Annotated in this window: 21 protein-coding genes and 1 pseudogene; 16 read left to right on the top strand and 6 right to left on the bottom strand. The window is 63.9% G+C overall.

All coding sequences use genetic code 11. The annotated features are described in order from the left end of the window. Position 1 precedes the first annotated feature (1 nt). The 4 genes from RS897_RS24855 to RS897_RS24870 are packed head-to-tail and all read left to right on the top strand — an operon-like array spanning position 2 to position 3,664. Positions 2-1,048, top strand: coding sequence for a branched-chain amino acid ABC transporter permease (locus RS897_RS24855; RefSeq protein ID WP_315831366.1), 1,047 nt, complete (start codon positions 2-4; stop codon positions 1,046-1,048). Further along, entirely contained in the window at positions 1,045-1,797 is a 753-nt protein-coding gene (locus tag RS897_RS24860) for an ABC transporter ATP-binding protein (protein WP_315831367.1), read from the top strand. The genes RS897_RS24855 and RS897_RS24860 overlap by 4 nt, the downstream gene beginning before the upstream one ends. Further along, entirely contained in the window at positions 1,790-2,503 is a 714-nt protein-coding gene (locus RS897_RS24865; RefSeq protein ID WP_315831368.1) for an ABC transporter ATP-binding protein, read from the top strand. The genes RS897_RS24860 and RS897_RS24865 overlap by 8 nt, the downstream gene beginning before the upstream one ends. 45 nt (positions 2,504-2,548) lie before the next feature. Further along, the gene (locus RS897_RS24870) at positions 2,549-3,664 is read left to right on the top strand and encodes a cobalamin-independent methionine synthase II family protein (protein WP_315831369.1); all 1,116 of its coding nucleotides are present in this window, start codon (positions 2,549-2,551) and stop codon (positions 3,662-3,664) included. Positions 3,665-3,829: 165 nt separating this feature from the next. Here RS897_RS24870 and RS897_RS24875 read toward each other — a convergent pair whose 3' ends face one another. Next, the gene (locus RS897_RS24875; protein WP_315831370.1) at positions 3,830-4,261 is read right to left on the bottom strand and encodes a CBS domain-containing protein; all 432 of its coding nucleotides are present in this window, start codon (positions 4,259-4,261) and stop codon (positions 3,830-3,832) included. Between the two features lie 363 nt (positions 4,262-4,624). Between RS897_RS24875 and RS897_RS24880 the strand changes: the two genes are divergently transcribed. From RS897_RS24880 to RS897_RS24915, 8 genes and pseudogenes are all read left to right on the top strand, one after another. Next, positions 4,625-5,407 carry an adenylate/guanylate cyclase domain-containing protein gene (locus RS897_RS24880; protein ID WP_315831371.1) on the top strand — a complete coding sequence of 261 codons (783 nt, stop codon included), beginning with the start codon at positions 4,625-4,627 and terminating at the stop codon, positions 5,405-5,407. Then, the gene (locus RS897_RS24885; RefSeq protein ID WP_407654295.1) at positions 5,404-5,649 is read left to right on the top strand and encodes a nucleotidyl cyclase domain-containing protein; all 246 of its coding nucleotides are present in this window, start codon (positions 5,404-5,406) and stop codon (positions 5,647-5,649) included. The genes RS897_RS24880 and RS897_RS24885 overlap by 4 nt, the downstream gene beginning before the upstream one ends. Before the next feature lie 154 nt (positions 5,650-5,803). Beyond that, complete coding sequence (locus tag RS897_RS24890; protein ID WP_315831373.1) at positions 5,804-6,421, top strand: TetR/AcrR family transcriptional regulator; 618 nt, start codon at positions 5,804-5,806, stop codon at positions 6,419-6,421. Next, entirely contained in the window at positions 6,418-8,112 is a 1,695-nt protein-coding gene (locus RS897_RS24895; RefSeq protein WP_315831374.1) for an acyl-CoA dehydrogenase family protein, read from the top strand. Before RS897_RS24890 ends, RS897_RS24895 begins: the two co-directional genes overlap by 4 nt. Positions 8,113-8,122: 10 nt before the next feature. Next, entirely contained in the window at positions 8,123-8,968 is an 846-nt protein-coding gene (locus tag RS897_RS24900; protein WP_315831375.1) for a class II aldolase/adducin family protein, read from the top strand. 2 nt (positions 8,969-8,970) lie between these two features. Then, positions 8,971-9,867 carry a Rossmann-like and DUF2520 domain-containing protein gene (locus RS897_RS24905; protein ID WP_315831376.1) on the top strand — a complete coding sequence of 299 codons (897 nt, stop codon included), beginning with the start codon at positions 8,971-8,973 and terminating at the stop codon, positions 9,865-9,867. Between the two features lie 35 nt (positions 9,868-9,902). Continuing rightward, positions 9,903-10,421: pseudogene (locus RS897_RS24910) on the top strand (AMP-binding protein); the annotation flags it as partial. A 103-nt stretch (positions 10,422-10,524) separates the two neighbouring features. Beyond that, positions 10,525-11,496 carry an AMP-binding protein gene (locus tag RS897_RS24915; RefSeq protein ID WP_315831377.1) on the top strand — a complete coding sequence of 324 codons (972 nt, stop codon included), beginning with the start codon at positions 10,525-10,527 and terminating at the stop codon, positions 11,494-11,496. Between the two features lie 16 nt (positions 11,497-11,512). Here the strand turns inward: RS897_RS24915 and alkB are convergent, their stop codons facing one another. From alkB to RS897_RS24935, 4 genes are all read right to left on the bottom strand, one after another. Beyond that, positions 11,513-12,163 (bottom strand): DNA oxidative demethylase AlkB, encoded by a 651-nt coding sequence (gene alkB / locus RS897_RS24920; RefSeq protein ID WP_315838738.1) that lies wholly within the window; start codon positions 12,161-12,163, stop codon positions 11,513-11,515. A gap of 3 nt (positions 12,164-12,166) precedes the next feature. Further along, positions 12,167-12,934 carry a 2OG-Fe(II) oxygenase gene (locus RS897_RS24925; RefSeq protein ID WP_315831378.1) on the bottom strand — a complete coding sequence of 256 codons (768 nt, stop codon included), beginning with the start codon at positions 12,932-12,934 and terminating at the stop codon, positions 12,167-12,169. Next, positions 12,931-13,464, bottom strand: coding sequence for a methylated-DNA--[protein]-cysteine S-methyltransferase (locus RS897_RS24930; RefSeq protein ID WP_315831379.1), 534 nt, complete (start codon positions 13,462-13,464; stop codon positions 12,931-12,933). Before RS897_RS24930 ends, RS897_RS24925 begins: the two co-directional genes overlap by 4 nt. Positions 13,465-13,547: 83 nt before the next feature. After that, positions 13,548-14,858 carry a UDP-glucose dehydrogenase family protein gene (locus tag RS897_RS24935; RefSeq protein ID WP_315831380.1) on the bottom strand — a complete coding sequence of 437 codons (1,311 nt, stop codon included), beginning with the start codon at positions 14,856-14,858 and terminating at the stop codon, positions 13,548-13,550. A gap of 191 nt (positions 14,859-15,049) precedes the next feature. Here RS897_RS24935 and RS897_RS24940 point away from each other — a divergent pair, with 191 nt between their 5' ends. The 4 genes from RS897_RS24940 (at position 15,050) to RS897_RS24955 (ending at position 19,535) form a co-directional block, all read left to right on the top strand. Next, a complete protein-coding gene (locus RS897_RS24940) occupies positions 15,050-16,399 on the top strand; it encodes a hypothetical protein (RefSeq protein WP_315831381.1) in 1,350 nt (449 codons plus the stop codon). A 60-nt stretch (positions 16,400-16,459) separates the two neighbouring features. After that, the gene (gene metK / locus RS897_RS24945) at positions 16,460-17,656 is read left to right on the top strand and encodes a methionine adenosyltransferase (RefSeq protein ID WP_315831382.1); all 1,197 of its coding nucleotides are present in this window, start codon (positions 16,460-16,462) and stop codon (positions 17,654-17,656) included. 75 nt (positions 17,657-17,731) lie between these two features. Beyond that, positions 17,732-19,135 carry an adenosylhomocysteinase gene (ahcY, locus tag RS897_RS24950; RefSeq protein WP_315831383.1) on the top strand — a complete coding sequence of 468 codons (1,404 nt, stop codon included), beginning with the start codon at positions 17,732-17,734 and terminating at the stop codon, positions 19,133-19,135. Between the two features lie 205 nt (positions 19,136-19,340). Beyond that, the gene (locus RS897_RS24955; protein ID WP_315831384.1) at positions 19,341-19,535 is read left to right on the top strand and encodes a hypothetical protein; all 195 of its coding nucleotides are present in this window, start codon (positions 19,341-19,343) and stop codon (positions 19,533-19,535) included. 80 nt (positions 19,536-19,615) lie between these two features. Here RS897_RS24955 and RS897_RS24960 read toward each other — a convergent pair whose 3' ends face one another. Continuing rightward, a complete protein-coding gene (locus tag RS897_RS24960) occupies positions 19,616-20,308 on the bottom strand; it encodes a fumarylacetoacetate hydrolase family protein (RefSeq protein ID WP_315831385.1) in 693 nt (230 codons plus the stop codon). Between the last annotated feature and the right edge of the window lie 82 nt (positions 20,309-20,390).

Below are 20,390 nucleotides of genomic sequence, written 5' to 3' on the forward strand. Positions count from 1 at the left end.
CATGACAAAGCCACACGGCGCCATGGGAGATCATCTGGTCGCCGCCGCGCGCTGGCGCTGGCCCGAGATCGCGTTCTGGCTGATCGCCCTGGCCGCGGTGTTCCTGTTTCCCAACCGCTATCTCATCCTGACCGAGATCGCCTGGCTCGGGCTGTTTGCGCTGTCGCTCGATTTGATCCTCGGTTACGCCGGTATCGTCTCGCTCGGGCACGCCGCGTTCTTCGGGATCGGCGCCTATTCGGCGGGCCTGCTTGCCAAGCACGGCATCATCGACGAGCCGGTGCTGGCGCTGCTGGTCGCCGGGCTTGCCGCCACGGTCGCCGGCTTTCTCACCAGCTTCCTTGTCATGCGCGGCACCACCGACCTGACGCGGCTGATGGTGACCCTCGGCATCGCGCTGCTGCTGCGCGAGCTCGCCAACCGCTTCTCCAACATCACCGGTGGATTCGACGGCCTGCAGGGCATCACCATGGCGCCGATCCTCGGCCTGTTCGAGTTCGATATTTTCGGCAAGGTCGGCTTCATCTACTGCCTCTCGGTGGGATTCCTGCTGTTCCTGCTGGCGCGCCGCATCGTGCATTCGCCGTTCGGCCTGTCGCTGCGGGCGATCCGCAACAATCCGCTGCGTGCGGCCGCGATCGGCATTCCGGTGACCCGGCGGCTGATCGCGATCTACACGGTGGCCGCGTTCTATGCCGGTATTGCCGGCGCACTGTTCACCCAGTCGACCGCACTGGCCTCGCTCGACGTGTTCGCGTTCGATCGCTCCGCCGACCTGCTGCTGGTGCTGGTGATCGGCGGCACCGGTTATCTCTATGGCGGCCTGATCGGCGCGGCGATCTTCAAGTTCCTGCAGGAATTCCTCTCGACCCTGACGCCGCAGTTCTGGCAATTCTGGATCGGTCTCTTCCTGGTGGTGATCGTGCTGATCGGGCGCGAGCGGATGCATCGCTGGGTGTTGCATGTCCCACGCCAGTTTGCGCAATGGTTCGGTTCCAAGTCCAAGACTGAAACACCTGCGGCGTCGACCGGTGGAGAGGCGCCATGACATTCGCGCTGGAAACCATCGGGTTGCAGAAGCATTTCGGCGGGCTTGCCGTGACGCGCGACCTCTCGCTCAAGGTCAAGACCGGGGCGCGCCACGCCCTGATCGGACCGAACGGCGCCGGCAAGACCACGGTGATCAACCTGTTGACCGGCGTGCTGCGGCCGAACGCCGGGCGCATCATCCTGGAAGGCTCCGACATCACCGCGTTGCCGGTGCACAAGCGGGTGCTGCGCGGGCTGTCGCGCACCTTCCAGATCAACCAGCTCTATCCGGATCTGACGCCGCTGGAGACTGTCGGACTCGCGGTCTCCGAGCGCCTCGGCCACGGCTCCGACTGGTGGCGGGTGCTGGGCACGCGCTCCGACGTCAATGGCGAGATTGCCGAGCACCTCGCGCGTTTCCATCTGCTCGATGTGATGAACGAGCGCACCGCCACACTGCCCTATGGCAAGCAGCGGCTGCTGGAGATTGCGGTCGCGATCGCCACCAAGCCGCGGGTGCTGTTGCTGGACGAGCCTGCCGCGGGTGTGCCGGAAAGCGAGCGCCATGACATCCTGGCGGCGGTCGCCAGCCTGCCACGGGACGTCACCGTGCTGCTGATCGAACATGACATGGACCTGGTGTTCAGTTTCGCCGATCGCATCTCGGTGCTGGTCGCCGGCGCCATGCTGGTCGAAGGCGCGCCGGACGAGGTGGCGCGCGATCCCCAGGTGAAGGCGGTCTATCTCGGTGAGGGCGCCGATGTCTGATCTGCTCGCGATTTCGGATCTGCGCGCCGGCTACGGCGAAGCCGTGGTGCTGCCGAAGATGTCGCTGCAACTGGCGGAGGGGCAGGTGCTGGCGCTGCTCGGCCGCAACGGTACCGGCAAGACCACGCTGATCAACTCCATCGTCGGCGTCACCCGCCGGTTCGGCGGCACCGTTACGCTCGCCGGGCAGGATGTGACGCGGATGCGGCCGGACCAGCGTGCGCGAGCCGGCATCGGCTGGGTTCCGCAGGAGCGCAACATCTTCCGCTCGCTGACGGTGGAAGAAAACATGACCGCGGTAGCGCAGCCGGGACCGTGGGATGTCGACAAGATCTACGCGATGTTCCCGCGCCTGAAGGAGCGACGGAGTAACTTCGGCAACCAGCTCTCCGGCGGCGAGCAGCAGATGCTGGCGATCGGCCGGGCGCTGACGCTCAATCCGAAGGTGTTGCTGCTCGACGAGCCGACCGAGGGCCTGGCGCCGATCATTGTCGATGAACTGCTGCTGGCGCTTGGCAAGATCACCCGTGCCGGCGGCATCTGCTCGATCATCGTGGAGCAGAACGCCCGCAAGATTTTGTCACTGGCCGATCGGGTGGTGATTTTGGAGCGCGGCACCATCGTGCACGACACCTCGAGCGCCGCGCTGAAAAATGATCCCGCGACCCTGGAGAAGTTCCTCGGCGTCTCCGGCGGGACCCACTGACCTCGTCGACCAACCAACAAGATCAACAAGCATCGGAGAAACATCATGCAAAGGACAGCCCCGCCATTCCGCGCCGACCAGGTCGGCAGCCTGTTGCGGCCGTCGCGCATCAAGGACGCGCGCGCCAAACTCGAGAAGGGGGAGATTCCGGCGAGCGAGCTTGCCCGGATTGAGGATCTTGAGATCGAGAAGATCGTGCACAAGCAGAAGTCGATCGGCTTGCAGCTTGCGACTGACGGCGAGTTCCGCCGCTCCTGGTGGCACTTCGATTTCCTTGCCAAGTTGACCGGCTGCGAACTGTACCACCCCGAAGGCATCCAGTTCGCCGGCATCACCACCCGCGCCGACAGCGTCCGTGTGATCGGAAAGCTCGACTTCCCGGCCGACCATCCGATGCTTGCGCACTATAAGTTCCTGCACAAGCAGTGCGCAGTCGCCGGCATCACCGCGAAGATGACGATTCCCTCGCCCGCAGTGCTGCATTTCCGCGGCGGCCGCAAGGCGATCTCCAAGGAGGTCTATCCGGATCTCGAGCCGTTCTTCGAGGATCTGGCCAAGACCTACCGCAAGGCGGTGAAGGCATTCTACGACGCCGGCTGCCGCTACCTGCAGTTCGACGACACCGTGTGGGCCTATCTCTGCTCGCAGGATGAACTGAAGAAGGCGCGCGAGCGCGGTGACGAGGTCGATCATCTGCAGGAAATCTACGCCCGCGTCATCAATTACGCGATCGCGGAAAAGCCCGCCGATATGGCCATCACCACCCATGTCTGCCGCGGCAATTTCCGCTCGACCTGGATTTCGTCCGGTGGTTACGAGCCGGTGGCGGAAACCATGCTCGCCGGCACCAATTATGACGGCTACTTCCTTGAGTATGATTCCGACCGCGCCGGCGGCTTCGAGCCGCTGCGTTTCCTGCCCAAGGGCAAGAAGATCGTGGTGGTCGGCGTCATCACCTCCAAGTTCGGCGAACTGGAGAAGAAGGATGACATCAAGCGCCGGCTGGAGGAAGCCGCCAAGTTCGCCGACATCGACCAACTCGCCGTGTCGCCCCAGTGCGGATTCGCCTCGACGGAAGAGGGCAACATTCTCTCCGAGGACGAGCAGTGGGCGAAGCTGAGCCTCGCGCTCGAGGTGGCGAAAGAGGTGTGGGGGAAGTAGGGCGCCTGCGTTAAGAAGCAGAGCACCCACCCGATATGATGCGTCATGGCCGGGCTTGTCCCGGCCATCCACGTCTTTAGGGCGTTTCCGTATACACAAGAAGCAGGACGTGGATGCCCGCGACGAGCGCGGGCATGACGCAGAGTATGCATCCGATTTGGGTGCCTACATCTCCCCGACCGCCTCGCGCCGACGCCGCTCGGATTCTTCCGAATAACGTCGCAACGCATGCGCCTCGGTCAGAAGCCCGATCACGCGCCGCTGCTCGGCGGTGTCGACCACCGCGAGAGACTCCGCCTCCGCGCGGTCGAACGCGGCGACCGCGTCCTGCACGTTTTGGTCCGGCCGCAGCATGGCCTCTGGATAATGCAGAATGTCGTGCAGCTTGATGGCTTCGGCGGCGCTGCGGATGGTTTCGCCGCGCAAGTGGAATCGCCAGGTGGCGAACGAATAACCGAACAGTTCCCGGGTCAGCTGGGTCGAGATGATGACGGCCACCAGCGCCGCGGTGGTCAGCCACAGGTTGCCCGTGGTCTCCAGCGCGATGAACGACATGGTGAGGGGGCCGCCGATCACGGACGCGGACACCGCGCCCATGCCCACGATCGCATAGAGGTTCGGGTCCCGGCCAGATCATGTCGATGCCGGCGGCCAACAGGTGGCCGCCAAGGGCGCCTAGCAGCCGCGAGGCGAAGAACAGTAGACGTGCTCAGAGAGGGCAAGAGGAGGCTGTTGAAGGGTTCAAGTGCGATTTTCGCTGGGATTGAATGACGAAGTGGCGGGGACATCCAGAAGTGATGCGCGGGGCGCGCATGCCTCGGGCCCTTGGGAGAGGCTTCTGCCTCATCTGTGCTTCAGATGTGCGACAGTCGACGAGAAATTTGGTTTGCCGTTCGCATCGGGGCGTTGTCTTTCGGCATGATCCGAGAATAGTTGTCGATTGCGGGGGCAAAGGACGACATGGACGCAAGACTCGAACGAAAGCTGCGCGCGCTGGTGGTGATTGCGGCCAGCGGGATCGTCGCTGGCATCGCCTATGTCATGATGCAGGGAACGATGGCGCCGGTCGAGATCGCGATCGGGATTTCCTACGGTCTGCTGATCAGCCTCGCGGTCGGTGTCGTCGGGCTGTTCCTGGAGGCGGGCCCGGTCAATCTCTGGCTGGGTGGCCTGTCCTTCACCGTCAGCCTGCTGATCCGCAGCGCGGTGTACGCCGCCATCATCATTCCCATCCACTTCTTCCAGTTGGGAGTGCGGCTGGTCGGCCAGACGCCGGTGTATTCCGCGGAGGGCTTCTGGAGCGCGACGCTCTATTCCGCCGCGTTTCTGATTGTGATGAATCTGATGCTCGGCATCGTCAATATCATCGGGCCGCGCGCGTTTCTCAATTTTATCACCGGGCGGTATCACGCGCCGGTGGAGGAAAACCGCTTCGTGCTGTTTGTCGACATCGCTGGATCGACGGGGCTGGCCGAGCAGCTCGGCGGCATCGGCATTCATCGCTTTCTCGACCGCACGTTTCGCCTGCTGACACTGTCGGTGGTCGATCATCGCGGCGAGGTGCTCAATTACATCGGCGACGAGGTGATCGTGACCTGGCCCGAAGACAGCGGCGCGGTCGATTGCCGGCCGTGCGGTGTTTTCTTGCAATGCGTGCGGTGCTTGCGCATGCGTCACGGCAGTTCGAGCGCGAGTTCGGTGCGGGGCCACGGATTCGCGGCAGCCTGCATTTCGGCCCGGTGATCATCGGCGAAATCGGCGACGTCAAGCGCGCCATCGTGTTCAATGGCGATGTCATGAACACTGCCGCGCGACTGGAGGAGCTCAGCCGCACCGTCGAGGGTGGCTTTCTCGCCTCGCGCGCGGCGATGCAGCGCTTCACATCCACGTCGCCGTTCGCCATGCGCGATCTCGGCCAGATGGCGATCCGCGGGCGCGCCGACGGGATCGAGGTGGTGGGGCTGGATGCCGCTGTCTTGACGTAGCACGCGCCGGTGGTGCCCCGACCGGACCGTGCGGATAGGGCCGGAACCGGGCCGAAATGGCCCATCTCAGGCCCTTGACAAATCCCGTTATGAATCTAGCTTCAGGATTCATGAAGAAAGATTCATAATGGCAATAGCTCAGATCCGCAGGCAGTTGATCGAGGACACGCACAAGCGCGTGCTCCAGGTCACGCGAGACCTGATTGCCGAGGGCGGATGGTCTGCAGCGCAGATGTCCGTCATCGCCAGCCGCGCGGCCTTGGCGACGGGGTCGATCTACCGCTATTTCGACTCCAAGGTTGACCTGTGCGTGCAGGTGCTGTCGCAGGTCTCGGAGCGCGAGGCGCAAGTTGTCGCGGACATCGTTGCGACCGACGGCGATGCCACGTCGAGATTGCGCGATGCCGTCGCGATGTTTGTGCGGCGCGCGGCGCGTAAGCCGCGGTTGGCCTATGCATTGATCGCCGAGCCTTGCGAGCCGGAGCTCAACGAGGCCAGGCTCAAATACCGTGACGCGCTCGCGGGGCAGTTCGCGCGCCTGATCGCCGAGGGGATTCGCCGCGGCGAGTTTATCGACATGCCGCCCGACCTGCTGTCCACCTGCGTCATCGGAGCGATGATGGAGCCGCTGATCCGGCCGCTGGCGCGCGCGGTGACCCACCCGATGCCGGAGATCGAAACGCTTGCGGAGCAGGTGGCGACGGTTTGCGTCCGCATGGTCCGCGCAGAAGCCAAGTTGACCAGTGTCAAGGCAACCCGGAAGCCATCATGAATTTGCATTTCGAAAGCACCGCGCTGGCGCTTCAAATTCCCTCGACCGACGGCATCGAAACCCACAGGGTGCTCAACCAGGCCCGCCCTTGCGTCGGATACAACGCATTCACCGGTGATGTTGCGCTTCGCGAGCTTGTGGCGGGGCATGCTCCGTGGGTCATCCCGAACGCGGCCGGCCTTGGCGCGCTCGTCGGCGACGAGCAGGTCCAGGAGCTCGCAAGGCTGGCGAACGAACATAGTCCGCAGCTTCGCACCCACGATCGTTTCGGCAATCGTCTCGACTGGGTCGAGTTTCATCCGGCTTGGCATCAGCTCATGGCCCTGGCATTCGGTCACGGCGTTGCCGGCCTCGCCTGGACGACGCGCGAGCCGTCCGGCCACTTCGCCCGAGCGGTGCTGAGCTATCTCTGGAATCAGGTTGAAAACGGCACAGGTTGTCCGACCGGAATGGCTTACGCGGCCTGCGCCGGCTTCGCCGGCCGTCCGGAGTTCGCGCTGTGGCGGGACAAGACGCTGTCGGGTGTCTACGACCCGCGCCGATTGCCGCTGCCGGAGAAAACCGGGGCCGTGATCGGCTACGCGATGACCGAGAAGCAGGGCGGCTCCGACCTGCGCCAGACACAGACGACGGCCAACTTCCTCGGCAGCGAAAACGGCGCGCAGATCTATGCCGTCACCGGCCACAAATGGTTCTTCTCGGTGCCGACATCCGACGGCTTCTACACGCTGGCCCAGACCACATCCGGCGTCAGCTGCCTTTTCGTTCCGCGTTTCCTGCCGGATGGCGGCCTCAACCGCGTCCTGGTGCAGCGTCTGAAAGACAAGTGCGGAAACCGCTCCAACGCGTCGAGCGAGGTGGAGTTCAACAAGACGTGGGCGATGCTGGTCGGCGAGGAAGGGCGCGGCATCCGCGAAATCCTGTCGCATGCGCATCTCACGCGCCTCGACTTCGCGGTCGGCTCGGCCGGGTTGATGCGTCAGGCGCTGACGCTGGCGATCGGCCACGCCTCGACGCGTGACGGCTTCGGGCGTCGGATGGCCGATCTGCCGATGCAAACCAACGTGCTGGCCGATCTGGCGCTGGAGAGCGAAGCGGCGATGTTGTCCGCGCTGAGGATCGCGCAAGCCACCGACAGCATGGAGTCGGACGACCACGAGCGCCTGCTTGCGCGTGTCGCAACGCCCATCGTCAAATACTGGAATTGTCAGCGCGCGGCCTATTTCGTCTACGAAGCGCTGCAGGTGCACGGTGGAAACGGGTTCATCATGGAGAATCCGATCGCGCGGCTCTACCGTGAGTCCCCCCTCAACTCGATCTGGGAAGGCACCACCAACATGATGTGTCTGGACGTGCTGCGGGCGCTGAGCCGCGAAAAGGGATCGCGCGACGTCTTTTTGGATGAGGTCTCCCGGCAGGGAACGGCGAATGCCGCGCATGCGGCGTTCCTGTCCGGCCTGCGCGACGATCTCGGCGCCGGCGTCGTCGAGGAAGGAAATGCGCGCGCGGTCGTGACGCGCATGGCGCTGGCCCTGCAGGCGAGCGAGATGCTCAAGCACAGTCCGGGCGCCGTCGCGCAGCGTTTCGTCGAGTCGCGCCTGGGCGGCCGGCACGCCGGAATCATCGGCACGCTTCCGACCGGCGGCGATCTCCGCGACATCGTCGCCCGTGCGTCAGTCACCGCAATCTGAGGAGCTTGAGTTGGACAGCCAGGAAAGACTTGTTTCGGTTGAGGGCGTCAAGGCCGCCGTGTCTGCCGAGGAATGGCAAACGCGTGTCGATCTTGCCGCGTGCTACCGCCTGATCTCGGCGTACGGCATGTCCGACCTGATCTACAACCACATCAGCGCGCGTATCCCGGGGCAGGGCGAGACCTATCTGATCAATCCCTACGGGATGCTGTACGACGAGATCACGGCCTCGAGCCTGGTGAAGATCGACGTTGAGGGGCATACGCTGCTGCAGCCGGACCACGGCTACAACGTCAATGTCGCGGGATTCTATCTGCACGCCCCGATCCACAAGGTCCGTCCGGATGTCCAGTGCATCATCCACACCCACACGAGGGCCGGCACCGCGGTGAGCGGATTGAAGGAAGGCCTGCTGCCGTTGTCGCAAACGGCGATGCGGTTCCACGGCCGGGTCGCCTATCACGACTTCGAGGGGCCGGCGATCAGCGGCGAGGAATGCGATCGTGTCGTCAGCGACCTCGGCGCCCACGACGTTCTGTTCCTGCGCAACCATGGCCTTCTGGCGTGCGGCCGCACCATCCCGCAGGCCTTCAACGCGATGTACTGGCTGGAGAATGCCTGCCGCATCCAGGTCGACCTGCTCGGCTGCAATCGACCGCTCTATCACCCGACCGAGCAGGCGATCGGCAACACCGTGACATGTTTTGCGGGCACGGAGATCACGCTGGCCAACGAAGCGCGGACCAACCCGGTGCTGAACGAAGACGCGCGCGTGGACAAGGGCGGCTATGGCGAGCTTGAATGGGCGGCGTTGCTGCGCAAGCTCGACAGATCAGATTCCTCTTACCGGAGCTGAACGTGACGGAACGTGAGACATTCGGCTTCGTCGGATGCGGCCGTGTCGGCCGCACCCTGGCGCAGGCCTTCGCAAACGCGGGCCAAACGGTCACCGCGGCCTGGAGCCGGCGTGCAGCGGACGCCGAGACGATGGTCGGCGAGGTCCCCGGGTTGCGGGCACTGCCCAGCGCCCAGGCCGTGGCGGACGCCTGCGATGTCGTCTGGATCACGGTCTCCGATGACGCGATCGCCCCGGTTTCGGACGGCATCGTCTGGTCTGCGCACCACAAGGTGATCCATTGCAGCGGTGCGACCGAAGTGGGGGCGCTGGCGGCGGCGAAGAAGGCCGGCGCCGCGATCGGCGGCTTTCATCCGCTGCAGATGTTCACCAATCCCGCCGTCGCGCTCAAGGGGCTGCCCGGCTGCACGGTGGGCATCGAAGCGGAGCCCGCCCTGTACGAGAGCTTGAACCGGCTGGCCCTGGACATCGGCTGCACGCCGGTGCAGGTCCCACCCGGCGACCGCGCGCTCTATCACGCGTCGGCATACTATGTGGGCCCGTTCCTGATTGCGTTGCTGGCCGAAGGCGTGGCGCTCTGGCAGACGTTCGGCGTCGGCGAGAAGGACGCGCTGAACGCGCTGCTGCCATTGCTGTCGGGCACGCTGTCCGCCGTCGACCATGGCGGCCTGGCCCAGGGCATGGGCGGGTGCGTCGCACGGGGCGACGTCGGCACCGTGCGCAAGCATATCGCTGCCATGGATCAGTTCGATCACGACGCCGGCAAGCTCTATCGCATGCTGGCGGAACGCACGATTCCGCTGGGCCTGAAGCGCGGCACGCTCAATCCACAGGCGGCCGAAGCGATCCGCCAGGCGCTCGGTTCCGGCAACACCATCCAGGCATCAGCTGCAGAATGAGCGACATCTTCGGGTTGATGCAAGACAAGCAGCTGATGATCAGCGACTTCATCGGCTACGCTCAAAAGTACCATCCGGGCCGCGAGATCGTGTCCCGCGACGAGGACGGGAGAACGCATCGCTATACTTACGGCGAGGCCGGGCCACGCGCCCGCAAGCTCTCTAGCGCGCTGCTGCAGGCCGGCGTGAAGCGCGGCGATCGCATTGCCACGCTTGCGATGAATGGTTACCGGCACTTCGAACTGTTTTACGGCGTGTCGGGGATCGGGGCCGTCCTGCATACGGTCAATCCCCGTCTTTTCGAGGAGCAGCTCGTCTACATCCTCGAACACGCGCAATCCAGGATGCTGTTCGTCGATCCTGCGTTCGTCCCGCTTGCGCGCAGGCTGATGCCGCGCCTGCCGGCGATCGAGCGCGTCGTGATCCTCGCGGATCACGGCATGGACGATTGGGAATCGTATGAGAGCTTCATCGCGCAGGGCGATGCGCGCTACCGCTGGCCTGTCTTCGACGAACGCAGCGCATCGTCGCTGTGCTACACCTCGGGAACCACCGGCAATCCAAAAGGCGTGCTGTACAGCCATCGTTCCACCGTGCTGCATGCCCTGGCCGCGGCACAACGCTCCGCCATGGGGTCTCGCGGCCGACGACGTGATCATGCCGCTCGCCCCGATGTTTCATGCCAACGCGTGGAGCACGCCGTATCTGGCCCCGATGGTCGGCGCCAAGCTGGTCCTTCCCGGCCCCCGTCTCGACGGCAAGAGCGTGCAGTCTCTGATCGCTGCGGAGGGCGCGACGTTTACTGTCGCCGTGCCGACGGTGTTCACGATGCTTTTCGAGTATCTCGATGCGTCCGGCAGCCGCATCGACAGCCTGAAGCGCGCGGTGATCGGCGGCTCCCCGGTGCCGCCCTCGATGATCGAGCGGCTCGCAAGTCTCTATGGCTGTGCCGTTCTGCAGGTCTGGGGCATGACGGAAACCAGTCCGCTGGGTACGATGTGCACGCCGACGCCGGCTTTGGATGAGCTCCCTGCGGACGACCGGCGCAGCAAGCTGCAGACGGCCGGTCGGGTGCAGTACGGCATGGAGTTGAAGATCGTCGGTCCGAACCGTGAGCGTCTGTCCCACGATGGCAAAAGTTCCGGTGACCTCTGGGTGCGGAGCGGTTGGGCGGCCAAAGGCTATTTCCGCGACGAAACGTCCAGGCTCGATGCCGATGGATGGTTTCCGACCGGCGATGTCGCCACCATCGACGACATCGGCTACATGCGGATCACCGATCGGACAAAGGATGTCATCAAGTCTGGCGGAGAGTGGATCAGCTCCGTCGACGTCGAGAGCGCCGTCTACGCGCATCCCGCAGTGAAGATGGCGGCTGTCGTCGCTGCCGCACACCCGAAGTGGGAAGAGCGGCCGGTCCTGATCGTCGTGCTCAAGGAGAGCCAGCTCCTGAACGAAACCGATTTGATCGATTTTCTGCGGCCGCGAATGGCGCGCTGGTGGTTGCCCGATCGCGTGGTCTTTGTGCCCGAGATGCCGATGACGGCCACCGGCAAGATTCGCAAGACGGTTCTGCGGGAGACGTATCGCGAGATCCTGCAGTCTCACGCGGTTGGGTCGCCGGCGTGACGGTCAGGTCGCAGCCTTACCCCGCCTTGCGAAACGTCAGGTTGATGCGCTGACGGCCGAGCAGAGGGTGATCGCCGTCCGCGAGCGGCAGCACGCCGTGGTAGGCGAGGCGAGCCGGGCCGCCCCAGACCACCACATCGCCATGGATCAGCTTGATACGCTGCTGCTTGTCGCCGCGCGCCAATCCGCCGAACAGGAAAGTCGCCGGCAGGCCCAGTGAGACCGAAACAATTGGCGCGTCGTAATTGCGCTCGTCCTTGTCCTGGTGCAGCGACAGCTTGGCGCCGGGTTCATAGCGGTTGATCAGGCAGGCCTCCGGAGCGAAGCCGGCAAAGCCAACGGTCGCGGCGGCCTTGGCCGCAAGCGTGGCAAAGACCTCGGGCATGGGTGGCCAAGGCAAGCGGGTCTCCGGATCGATTGGATCGTAGCGATACCCGCTGCGATCGCTGACCCAGCCGAGCCGGCCGCAATTGGTCATGGCGACCGACATGCGATAGCCGCCCGGCGTGATCAGATGACGGAATGGCGCCCTGGCGGTGACGTCCCGCACTGCCACGAGCAGCGAGGCCTCGTGGGCCAGTGCGAAGCCGCCCAGCACCATCGCGCCATCAGCGAGCCGCAGGTCGCGCGGCTCGCTCTCGAACAGATCGTCCATCGTCTTTTGCATCATCTATTTGGCATCGTGGAAAATGATGCCGACAGTATGACGATGGCCGGAGCGGACGCGGCTGACGCCGTGACGCAGGTTGACGCGATAGACCCCGCGCGTTCCAGTTCTTCGAGAGGATTGCACCGGCCGGTTATGCACGGCGAACACCACCGCATCGCCCTGCCGCAGGGGGACGACCTCGGCGCGGGACTGCATCCGTGGCCGCTGTTCGGTCAGCACGAACTCGCCGCCGGTGAAATCCCGGCCCGGCTCCGACAGCAGGATGGCCACCTGCAGCGGGAACACATGCTCGCCATAGAGATCCTGATGCAGGCAGTTGTAGTCGTCGGCGCCATATTGCAGCAGCAACGGCGTCGGGCGGGTCTGGCCGGCCTGATGGCAGCGCTTGATGAAAGCTGCGTGGTCATCGGGATAGCGCGTATCGATGCCCATCGCCGCATTCCAGCGATTGGCAATCGGCGCGAGGTGCGGATAGAGCGCGGTGCGCAGCGCACCGATCAGGTCGGGCAGGGGATAGGAGAAATACTTGTACTCGCCGCGGCCGAAGCCGTGCCGTCCCATCACGATGTGGCTGCGGAAGCCGTCGCCGTCATAGAGGCCGGCGATCCCCTGGCATTGCTCCGGCGTCAGCAATTTGTCGAACACCGCGAAGCCGTGTGCATCGAGTTGTCCCGCGATCTCCGGCCAGGCGATATCAGCGACGCCTGCGATATCTGTCCCAGCGAGCGATGGCGTCGCTCGCTGGGCTGCGGTCCGCGTGCCGGTCATATCGCCGCCTCCCGCTGCAGCAGGCGGCGTTTGCGCTCAGAGCCCCAGCGATAGCCGGATAGGCTGCCGTCGCTCCGCACCACCCGATGGCAGGGAATAGCGAGCGCGATCGGATTGGCGGCGCAGGCACCGGCGACCGCACGAACCGCGGCGGGCGAGCCGATACGCCGAGCGACGTCCGCGTAGCTTTGGGTGCGGCCGGCAGGGATCTTGCGCAGCGCCTGCCAAACCCGCCGCTGAAATGCGGTGCCCTGGATATCGAGCGGCAGATCTAGCTTTTGGTCGGGTGACTGCACGAAACGGGTCACGCGGGCGAGCAGAGCATCGCATGCCTTGCCGCCGCGCATCGGGTTGGCGTGAGGGAAGCGCCGTTGCAATTCCTTGACCATCTCGGTCGGCTTGTCGCCGAGCAGGATCGCACAGATTCCCTTGTCGCTGGTTGCGACCAGCAGCGTCCCGAGCGCGCAGGCGCCTGTTGCGAATTCAAGATCGATTTTGGCGAACGTGTCGTCCTTCAGCATCTGGCCCATGATGTGCTCCTGTTCATATCGTGAGCACAGCATGGACCTGGAGCTTGGCTGGGCTCCACCCGATTTCCGACGAATTGCGCCGCTTAACTCGCCGGCCGTCCTACGCTTTCATACGTAAATCCGTGCTCTGCCATCTCGTCTGCGCGGTAGATGTTGCGCAGGTCGACGATGATCGGCTGCGCCATTTCCTGCTTCAGCCGTTGCAGATCCAGGGCGCGGAACTGCTCCCACTCGGTGACGATCACCAGCGCATCGGCTTTCGCCGCGCAGGCGTATGGGCTGTCACAGTAGGTGATGTCAGGCAGTTCGTGCCTGGCCTGCTCCATGCCGACCGGATCATAGGCCTGAACCTTGGCGCCGAGGTCCTTCAGCGCGGTGATCAGCGGGATCGACGGCGCCTCACGCATGTCGTCGGTGTTCGGCTTGAAGGTCAGGCCGAGCACGCCGATGGTCCTGCCACGCAGGTTGCCGCCGAGCGCGGCCGAGACCTTGCGCGCCATCGCGCGCTTGCGGGTCTCGTTGACCGCGAGCACAGCTTCCACGATGCGCAGCGGGGCATCGTAATCCTGTGCGGTTTTTACCAGCGCGCGGGTGTCCTTGGGAAAGCAGGACCCGCCGAAGCCGGGGCCGGCATGGAGAAATTTGGCGCCGATGCGATTATCGAGGCCGATGCCGCGCGCCACGTCCTGCACGTCGGCGCCGGTTCGTTCCGCGAGATCCGCGATCTCGTTGATGAAGGTGATCTTGGTGGCGAGAAAGGCATTGGCCGCATACTTGATCAACTCGGCGGTGCGTCGCCCGGTGTACATGATCGGCGCCTGATTGAGATAGAGCGGGCGGTAGATCTCCGCGATCACCTTGCGTGCGCGCTCGTCCTCGGTGCCGACCACGATGCGGTCGGGATGCTTGAAGTCCTGGATCGCGGCGCCCTCCCGCAGGAATTCCGGGTTGGACGCCACCGCCACGTCGGCCTTCGGATTGGCCTCGGCCATGATGCGCTCGACATCGTCGCCGGTGCCCACCGGCACCGTCGATTTGGTGATGATGACGGTGAAATTCTTGACGTTTTCGGCGATCTCGCGCGCTGCGGCGTGGACGTAGCTGAGGTCGGCATGGCCATCGCCGCGCCGCGACGGGGTGCCGACCGCAATGAATACGGCGTCGGCCGCCGCTACCGCATCGCGCAGATCCAGGCTGAAATCGAGCCGGCCGGCGGCGATGTTGTTGGCGACCAGCGCGTTGAGCCCGGGCTCATAGATCGGGATCTCGCCCCGCTGCAGGGCGATGATCTTGCCTGCATCCTTGTCGATGCAAGTGACGTGATGGCCGAAATCGGCGAAGCAGGCGCCCGACACCAGCCCCACATATCCCGTTCCGATCATTGCGATGCGCATGCTTGTCTTTCCAGGTCCGTTACCAAGTCTGTTGTCCGTTTGGACGATGTCAGCGAGTCAGGGCCTTCTACCAGTCGTGATGTGGCTTGATGATGTCAGAGCAGGCCCGGATTCTGCTCGATGGGGGCTTCATGGTAGGTGAGTCCTGTGATTCATTTGCGAACAGCTGATGTGCGGGATTCCACGCGGCGATGAAAAACGACCAGTTGCTGGCCCAGATCTCCGACTATTGCCGGCAGGCCGGCATGGCCGAATCGACTTTCGGCCGCCTCGCGGTCAACGACGGCAAGCTTGTGTCGCGGCTGCGGGAAGGCAAGCGCATCACCACCGACACGCTGGAGCGGATTAGAGCCTTTCTTGGGGAAGGCCTTCCTGGCGGCGCGCCCCCGGAAAAACCCGAGCCACTGGAGCGGCGCGATCCGCGCGGCAATTTCCGGTTTTTCGAGAATCGGCAGAAATACCTGCTGTTCGTCCACACCTGCAGCGAAAAGCGGGTGATCGCCCAGCGGGTGGAACTCGAGCTCGGCAGCATCCATCCGAGACCCCCGGCACTGCGGGTGTTCGATGCCGGGGTCGGGGATGGAACCGTATTGGCCCGCGTTATGCGCTCAATGCATAGCCGTTTTCCGCATATGCCTTTTTATGTGGCAGGCAAGGAAATCAGCCTGGAGGACGTCCGCCTGGTGCTGGACAAGCTGCCGGACCGCCTGTTCGAGCACCCGGCTACCGTTTTCGTGCTGACCAACATGCATTACGCCGAGGCGCCCTGGTTGGCGCCACGATCGCCGGCGGCGGCGGCCGGCATGATCTGGCGTGAAGTGGCGCTGACCGGAAACGCGGCAGGCGATTTCGAGACGCAAATCGCTGAATTGCAGCCATTTCTGGAGGAAAACTGGCGTGCCAGCGTCAGTCCGCGCTCGGGCATGCCGGTTTATGAGCGGCCGGTGGCACTGGTGTTTTTTCGGGAGGACCACCGATTCCTGCTCGATGGCGTGATTCCGCGGGCCGGGCGGGTCGAGGCCAATTTCGACCTGGTCATGGCGTCGCAGCCCTATCGGGCCAAATCCTCGGTGAATTTCAGGGCCAAGCGGATCATCGCCCCGCTCGCCCGGGCGCTGCGTCCCGGCGGCCGGCTGATCGGGATTCACTCCTACGGTCATGATCCGGGGATGGAGATCATCGAGGCGATATGGCCCGGAGAAAATCCTTTCTCCGTGAGCCGTCATGAGCTATTGCGCGCGGTGAAATACGAACTGGGGACGGCCGCCCGAAACCTTAACTTTAACGCCTATTCCGACGCGCGTTCGATCTTCAGATACGATATGGAAGCTTTGCCGAATGAGGTCACGGGTTCGATCGGGACTTCTACGGCCTTTGCAGCCTGGAACGCGGCGGTGTATGTCGCTCAGGTCGAGGACGACCGGTTGACGGACTTGACCCAGAGCGGACGCTATCTCGATGCGACGAGAGACGTTCTGCGCCGGCATAACGGTTTGTGGTTTTATGACGAGTCCTACGTCATCTCGCGCCGGCGCGACTGACGTTTACGATCACGATCATTCAAGCGGACCGCTGGAAGGTCCAGCGGAAGGGGTTTCTTGATGCGCGCGTCTTACTTGTTCACCAGCGAATCGGTGTCGGAAGGTCATCCGGACAAGGTCTGCGATCGTATTTCCGATGAAATCGTCGATTTGTTCTTCCGGGAGGGTCCCAAGGCCGGCATCGATCCATGGGCGATCCGCGCGGCGTGCGAAACGCTTGCGACCACCAACAAGGTTGTGATCGCCGGTGAAACCCGCGGTCCCTCGACCGTGACCAACGACCACATCGAAGCCGTGGTTCGCGCCGCCATCAAGGACATCGGCTACGAGCAGGACGGCTTCCACTGGAAGAACGCCGATATCCAGATCCTGCTGCATCCGCAGTCGGCCGATATCGCGCAGGGCGTTGACGCGCTGCAGCCCGGTACCAACCAGGAAGAAGGCGCCGGCGACCAGGGCATCATGTTCGGTTACGCCACCAACGAGACGCCTGAACTGATGCCGGCGCCGATCTTCTATGCGCACAAGATCCTGCGCCTGATCTCGGAAGCCCGTCACGCCGGCACCGAAAAGGTGCTGGGACCGGACTCCAAGAGCCAGGTCACCGTGCAATATGAAAACGGCAAACCGGTCGGCGTGCGCGAGATCGTCGTCTCCCACCAGCACCTCGTCGAGGACATGAGTTCGAACCAGGTGCGTGAGCGCGTGGAACCCTACGTCCGCCAGGCGCTGCCGGAAGGCTGGATCACCGACAAGACGATCTGGCACATCAACCCGACCGGCAAGTTCTTCATCGGCGGTCCGGACGGCGACGCTGGCCTCACCGGCCGCAAGATCATCGTCGATACCTACGGCGGCGCTGCCCCGCACGGCGGCGGTGCGTTCTCCGGCAAGGACTCCACCAAGGTGGATCGTTCGGCCGCTTACGCTGCGCGTTATGTCGCCAAGAACATCGTTGCCGCTGGTCTCGCCGACAAAGCGACGCTGCAGTTGGCTTACGCCATCGGCGTGGCGCGTCCGCTGTCGATCTATGTCGACACCCACGGCACCGGCAAGGTCGCCGATGACGTGATCGAAAAGGCCGTCGCTCAGGCGATGGACCTGACGCCGCGCGGCATCCGCAAGCATCTCGACCTCAACAAGCCGATCTATGCCCGCACCTCTGCCTATGGACACTTCGGCCGTACGCCGGATGCCGATGGTGGATTCTCGTGGGAGAAGACCGATCTGATCGACGCGCTGAAGCGCGCGGTCTGATTTTCTCTCGTTTTTGACGCGTGTTCCGGGCGGCAATCTGGCCGGACCGGAACATGCCTTTTTAAGGAACCCGCAATGAGCACCGCTGACTATCTCGTCAAGGACATCGCCCTTGCCGCCTTCGGCCGCAAGGAAATCGATCTGGCCGAAACCGAAATGCCCGGCCTGATGGCGACCCGCGCCGAATTCGGCGCATCGCAGCCGCTGAAGGGCGCGCGCATCGCCGGCTCCCTGCACATGACGATCCAGACCGCTGTTCTGATCGAGACGCTAAAGGCGCTCGGTGCCGACATCCGCTGGGTCTCCTGCAACATCTATTCGACCCAGGACCATGCCGCAGCGGCAATCGCTGCCGCCGGCATTCCGGTGTTCGCCTACAAGGGCGAGACGCTGACCGAATACTGGGACTACACCGCCAAGCTGTTCGACTGGCACGGCGGTGGCATGCCGAACATGATCCTGGACGACGGCGGCGACGCCACCATGTTCGTCCATCTCGGCCTGCGCGCCGAGAACGGCGACACCGCGTTCCTCGACAAGCCTGAGAGCGAAGAAGAGGAGGTGTTCTTCGCGCTGCTCAAGAAGAAGCTCGCCGAGAAGCCGAAGGGCTGGTTCGCGGAACTCGCCAAGAGCATCAAGGGCGTGTCGGAGGAGACCACCACGGGCGTCAACCGCTTGTATCAGCTCGCCGCCCAGAGCAAGCTGCTGTTCCCGGCGATCAACGTCAACGACAGCGTCACCAAGTCGAAGTTCGACAACCTCTATGGCTGCCGCGAATCGCTGGTGGACGCCATCCGCCGCGGCACCGACGTCATGATGTCGGGCAAGGTCGCGTTCGTCGCCGGCTTCGGCGACGTCGGCAAGGGCTCGGCGGCGTCGCTGCGCCAGGCCGGCTGCCGCGTTATGGTGTCGGAAGTCGATCCGATCTGCGCGCTGCAGGCGGCGATGGAAGGCTATGAAGTCGTCACCCTCGAAGACGCGCTGCCGCGCGCCGACATCTATGTTACCGCGACCGGCAACAAGGACATCATCACCGTCGATCACATGCGCGGGATGAAGGACCGGGCGATCGTCTGCAACATCGGCCACTTCGACAATGAAATTCAGGTCTCGGGCCTCCGGAACCTGAAGTGGACCAACATCAAGCCGCAGGTCGACGAGATCGAGTTCCCGAAGGGCAATCGCATCATCCTGCTGTCGGAAGGCCGCCTGGTGAACCTCGGCAACGCCATGGGCCATCCCTCGTTCGTGATGTCGGCCTCGTTCACCAACCAGACCATCGCGCAGATCGAGCTGTGGACCAATCCCGGCAAGTACGAGAAGAAGGTCTACACGCTGCCGAAGCATCTCGACGAGAAGGTCGCGACGCTGCATCTCAATAAAATCGGCGTGAAGTTGACCAAGCTGCGTCCGGATCAGGCTGCCTATATTGGCGTCAAGCCGGAAGGCCCGTTCAAGTCGGATCATTATCGCTACTGATCCGCGTAGCTTAAGCGACAAGGAAAGCCCCGGATCGATCCGGGGCTTTTTTGTTTCAGGGTGCACTCACGCGGGTTCAAGTCGACGTGCGAGCAGATCGGCTGCCATCTTCTGGTCGTGCTTTTCGGCAAGCTGCAGTCGTGTTGGTGGTGGGGGCCAGATTCTCTCAGGTCTGGCGCATCTGTTTCTTCACCGGAGGCTGTTCATGGTGTTCGACAAACGAAATAATGTGACACCGCTTTCACGGGCCGATCGCGCGACTGTGTCCGATCCGGGGACGTCGATGCTCGCAGCGGAAGGACTGGAGCTCATGCGCATCTTCGTCCAGCTTGCGTCCACGGACGATCGGCTCAAGGTTATCGCGTTCGCAAAACAAGTGCTGCGAGGTGCGGAGCAATGATCGGCGTCACCCCCTGAACGCGAAACGGCCCCGTAACATCGGGGCCGTTGTAAGCTTGCAGTTGAAGCGGCGGGCGCGCCTTAAGCGGGCTCTGCGATCTGAACCTTCAATGTGCCAATGCCGTCGACGCCGCACTCGATGTTGTCGCCGGGCGACAGGGCGGCGACGCCCGCGGGCGTGCCGGTCAGGATCAAGTCGCCGGCGCCGAGCGAAACCTGGAGCGACAGCTTGGAAATGATCTCGGCCACGTTCCAGATCATCTCTGAGAGATCGCCCTTCTGCCTCTCAGCGCCATTGACCGACAGCCAGATCTTGCCCTTTGACGGGTGGCCGATCTCGCTGGCGGGGCGCAGCGCGCCACAGGGCGCGGACTGATCGAACGACTTGCCGATCTCCCAGGGCTGTTCCTTCTTGCGCGAGGCCATCTGCAGGTCGCGCCGGGTCAGGTCGATGCTGACGCCATAACCGTAGACATGATCCAGCGCCTTGTCGGCCGCGATGTTCAGGCCGCCGCTCTTCAGCGCCACCGCCAATTCAACCTCGTGCTGGAAATCCTTGGTCAGCGACGGATACGGCACGGTGACGCCATCGGGCGCGAGCATGTCGGCGTGCTTGGCGAAGAAGAACGGCGGCTGACGCTCGTCGTTGCCGAGCTCACGGATGTGTTCCAGATAATTGCGGCCGACGCACCAGATCCGCCGGACCGGGAAGGCTTGTCCGGTGCCTGCAACGGGGATCGATGGGGTGGCGTGGGCGGGAATGACGAACGACATGGACGGGTCTCGATGGTTGGGAACGACGGCGTGATTGCCGGAGGACGAGGACGGCGGGCTTGTAAAACGTGCCGCCGGGTGG

Origin of the sequence: Bradyrhizobium prioriisuperbiae (genome assembly GCF_032397745.1) — a bacterium.
GTDB lineage: Bacteria > Pseudomonadota > Alphaproteobacteria > Rhizobiales > Xanthobacteraceae > Bradyrhizobium_A > Bradyrhizobium_A prioriisuperbiae.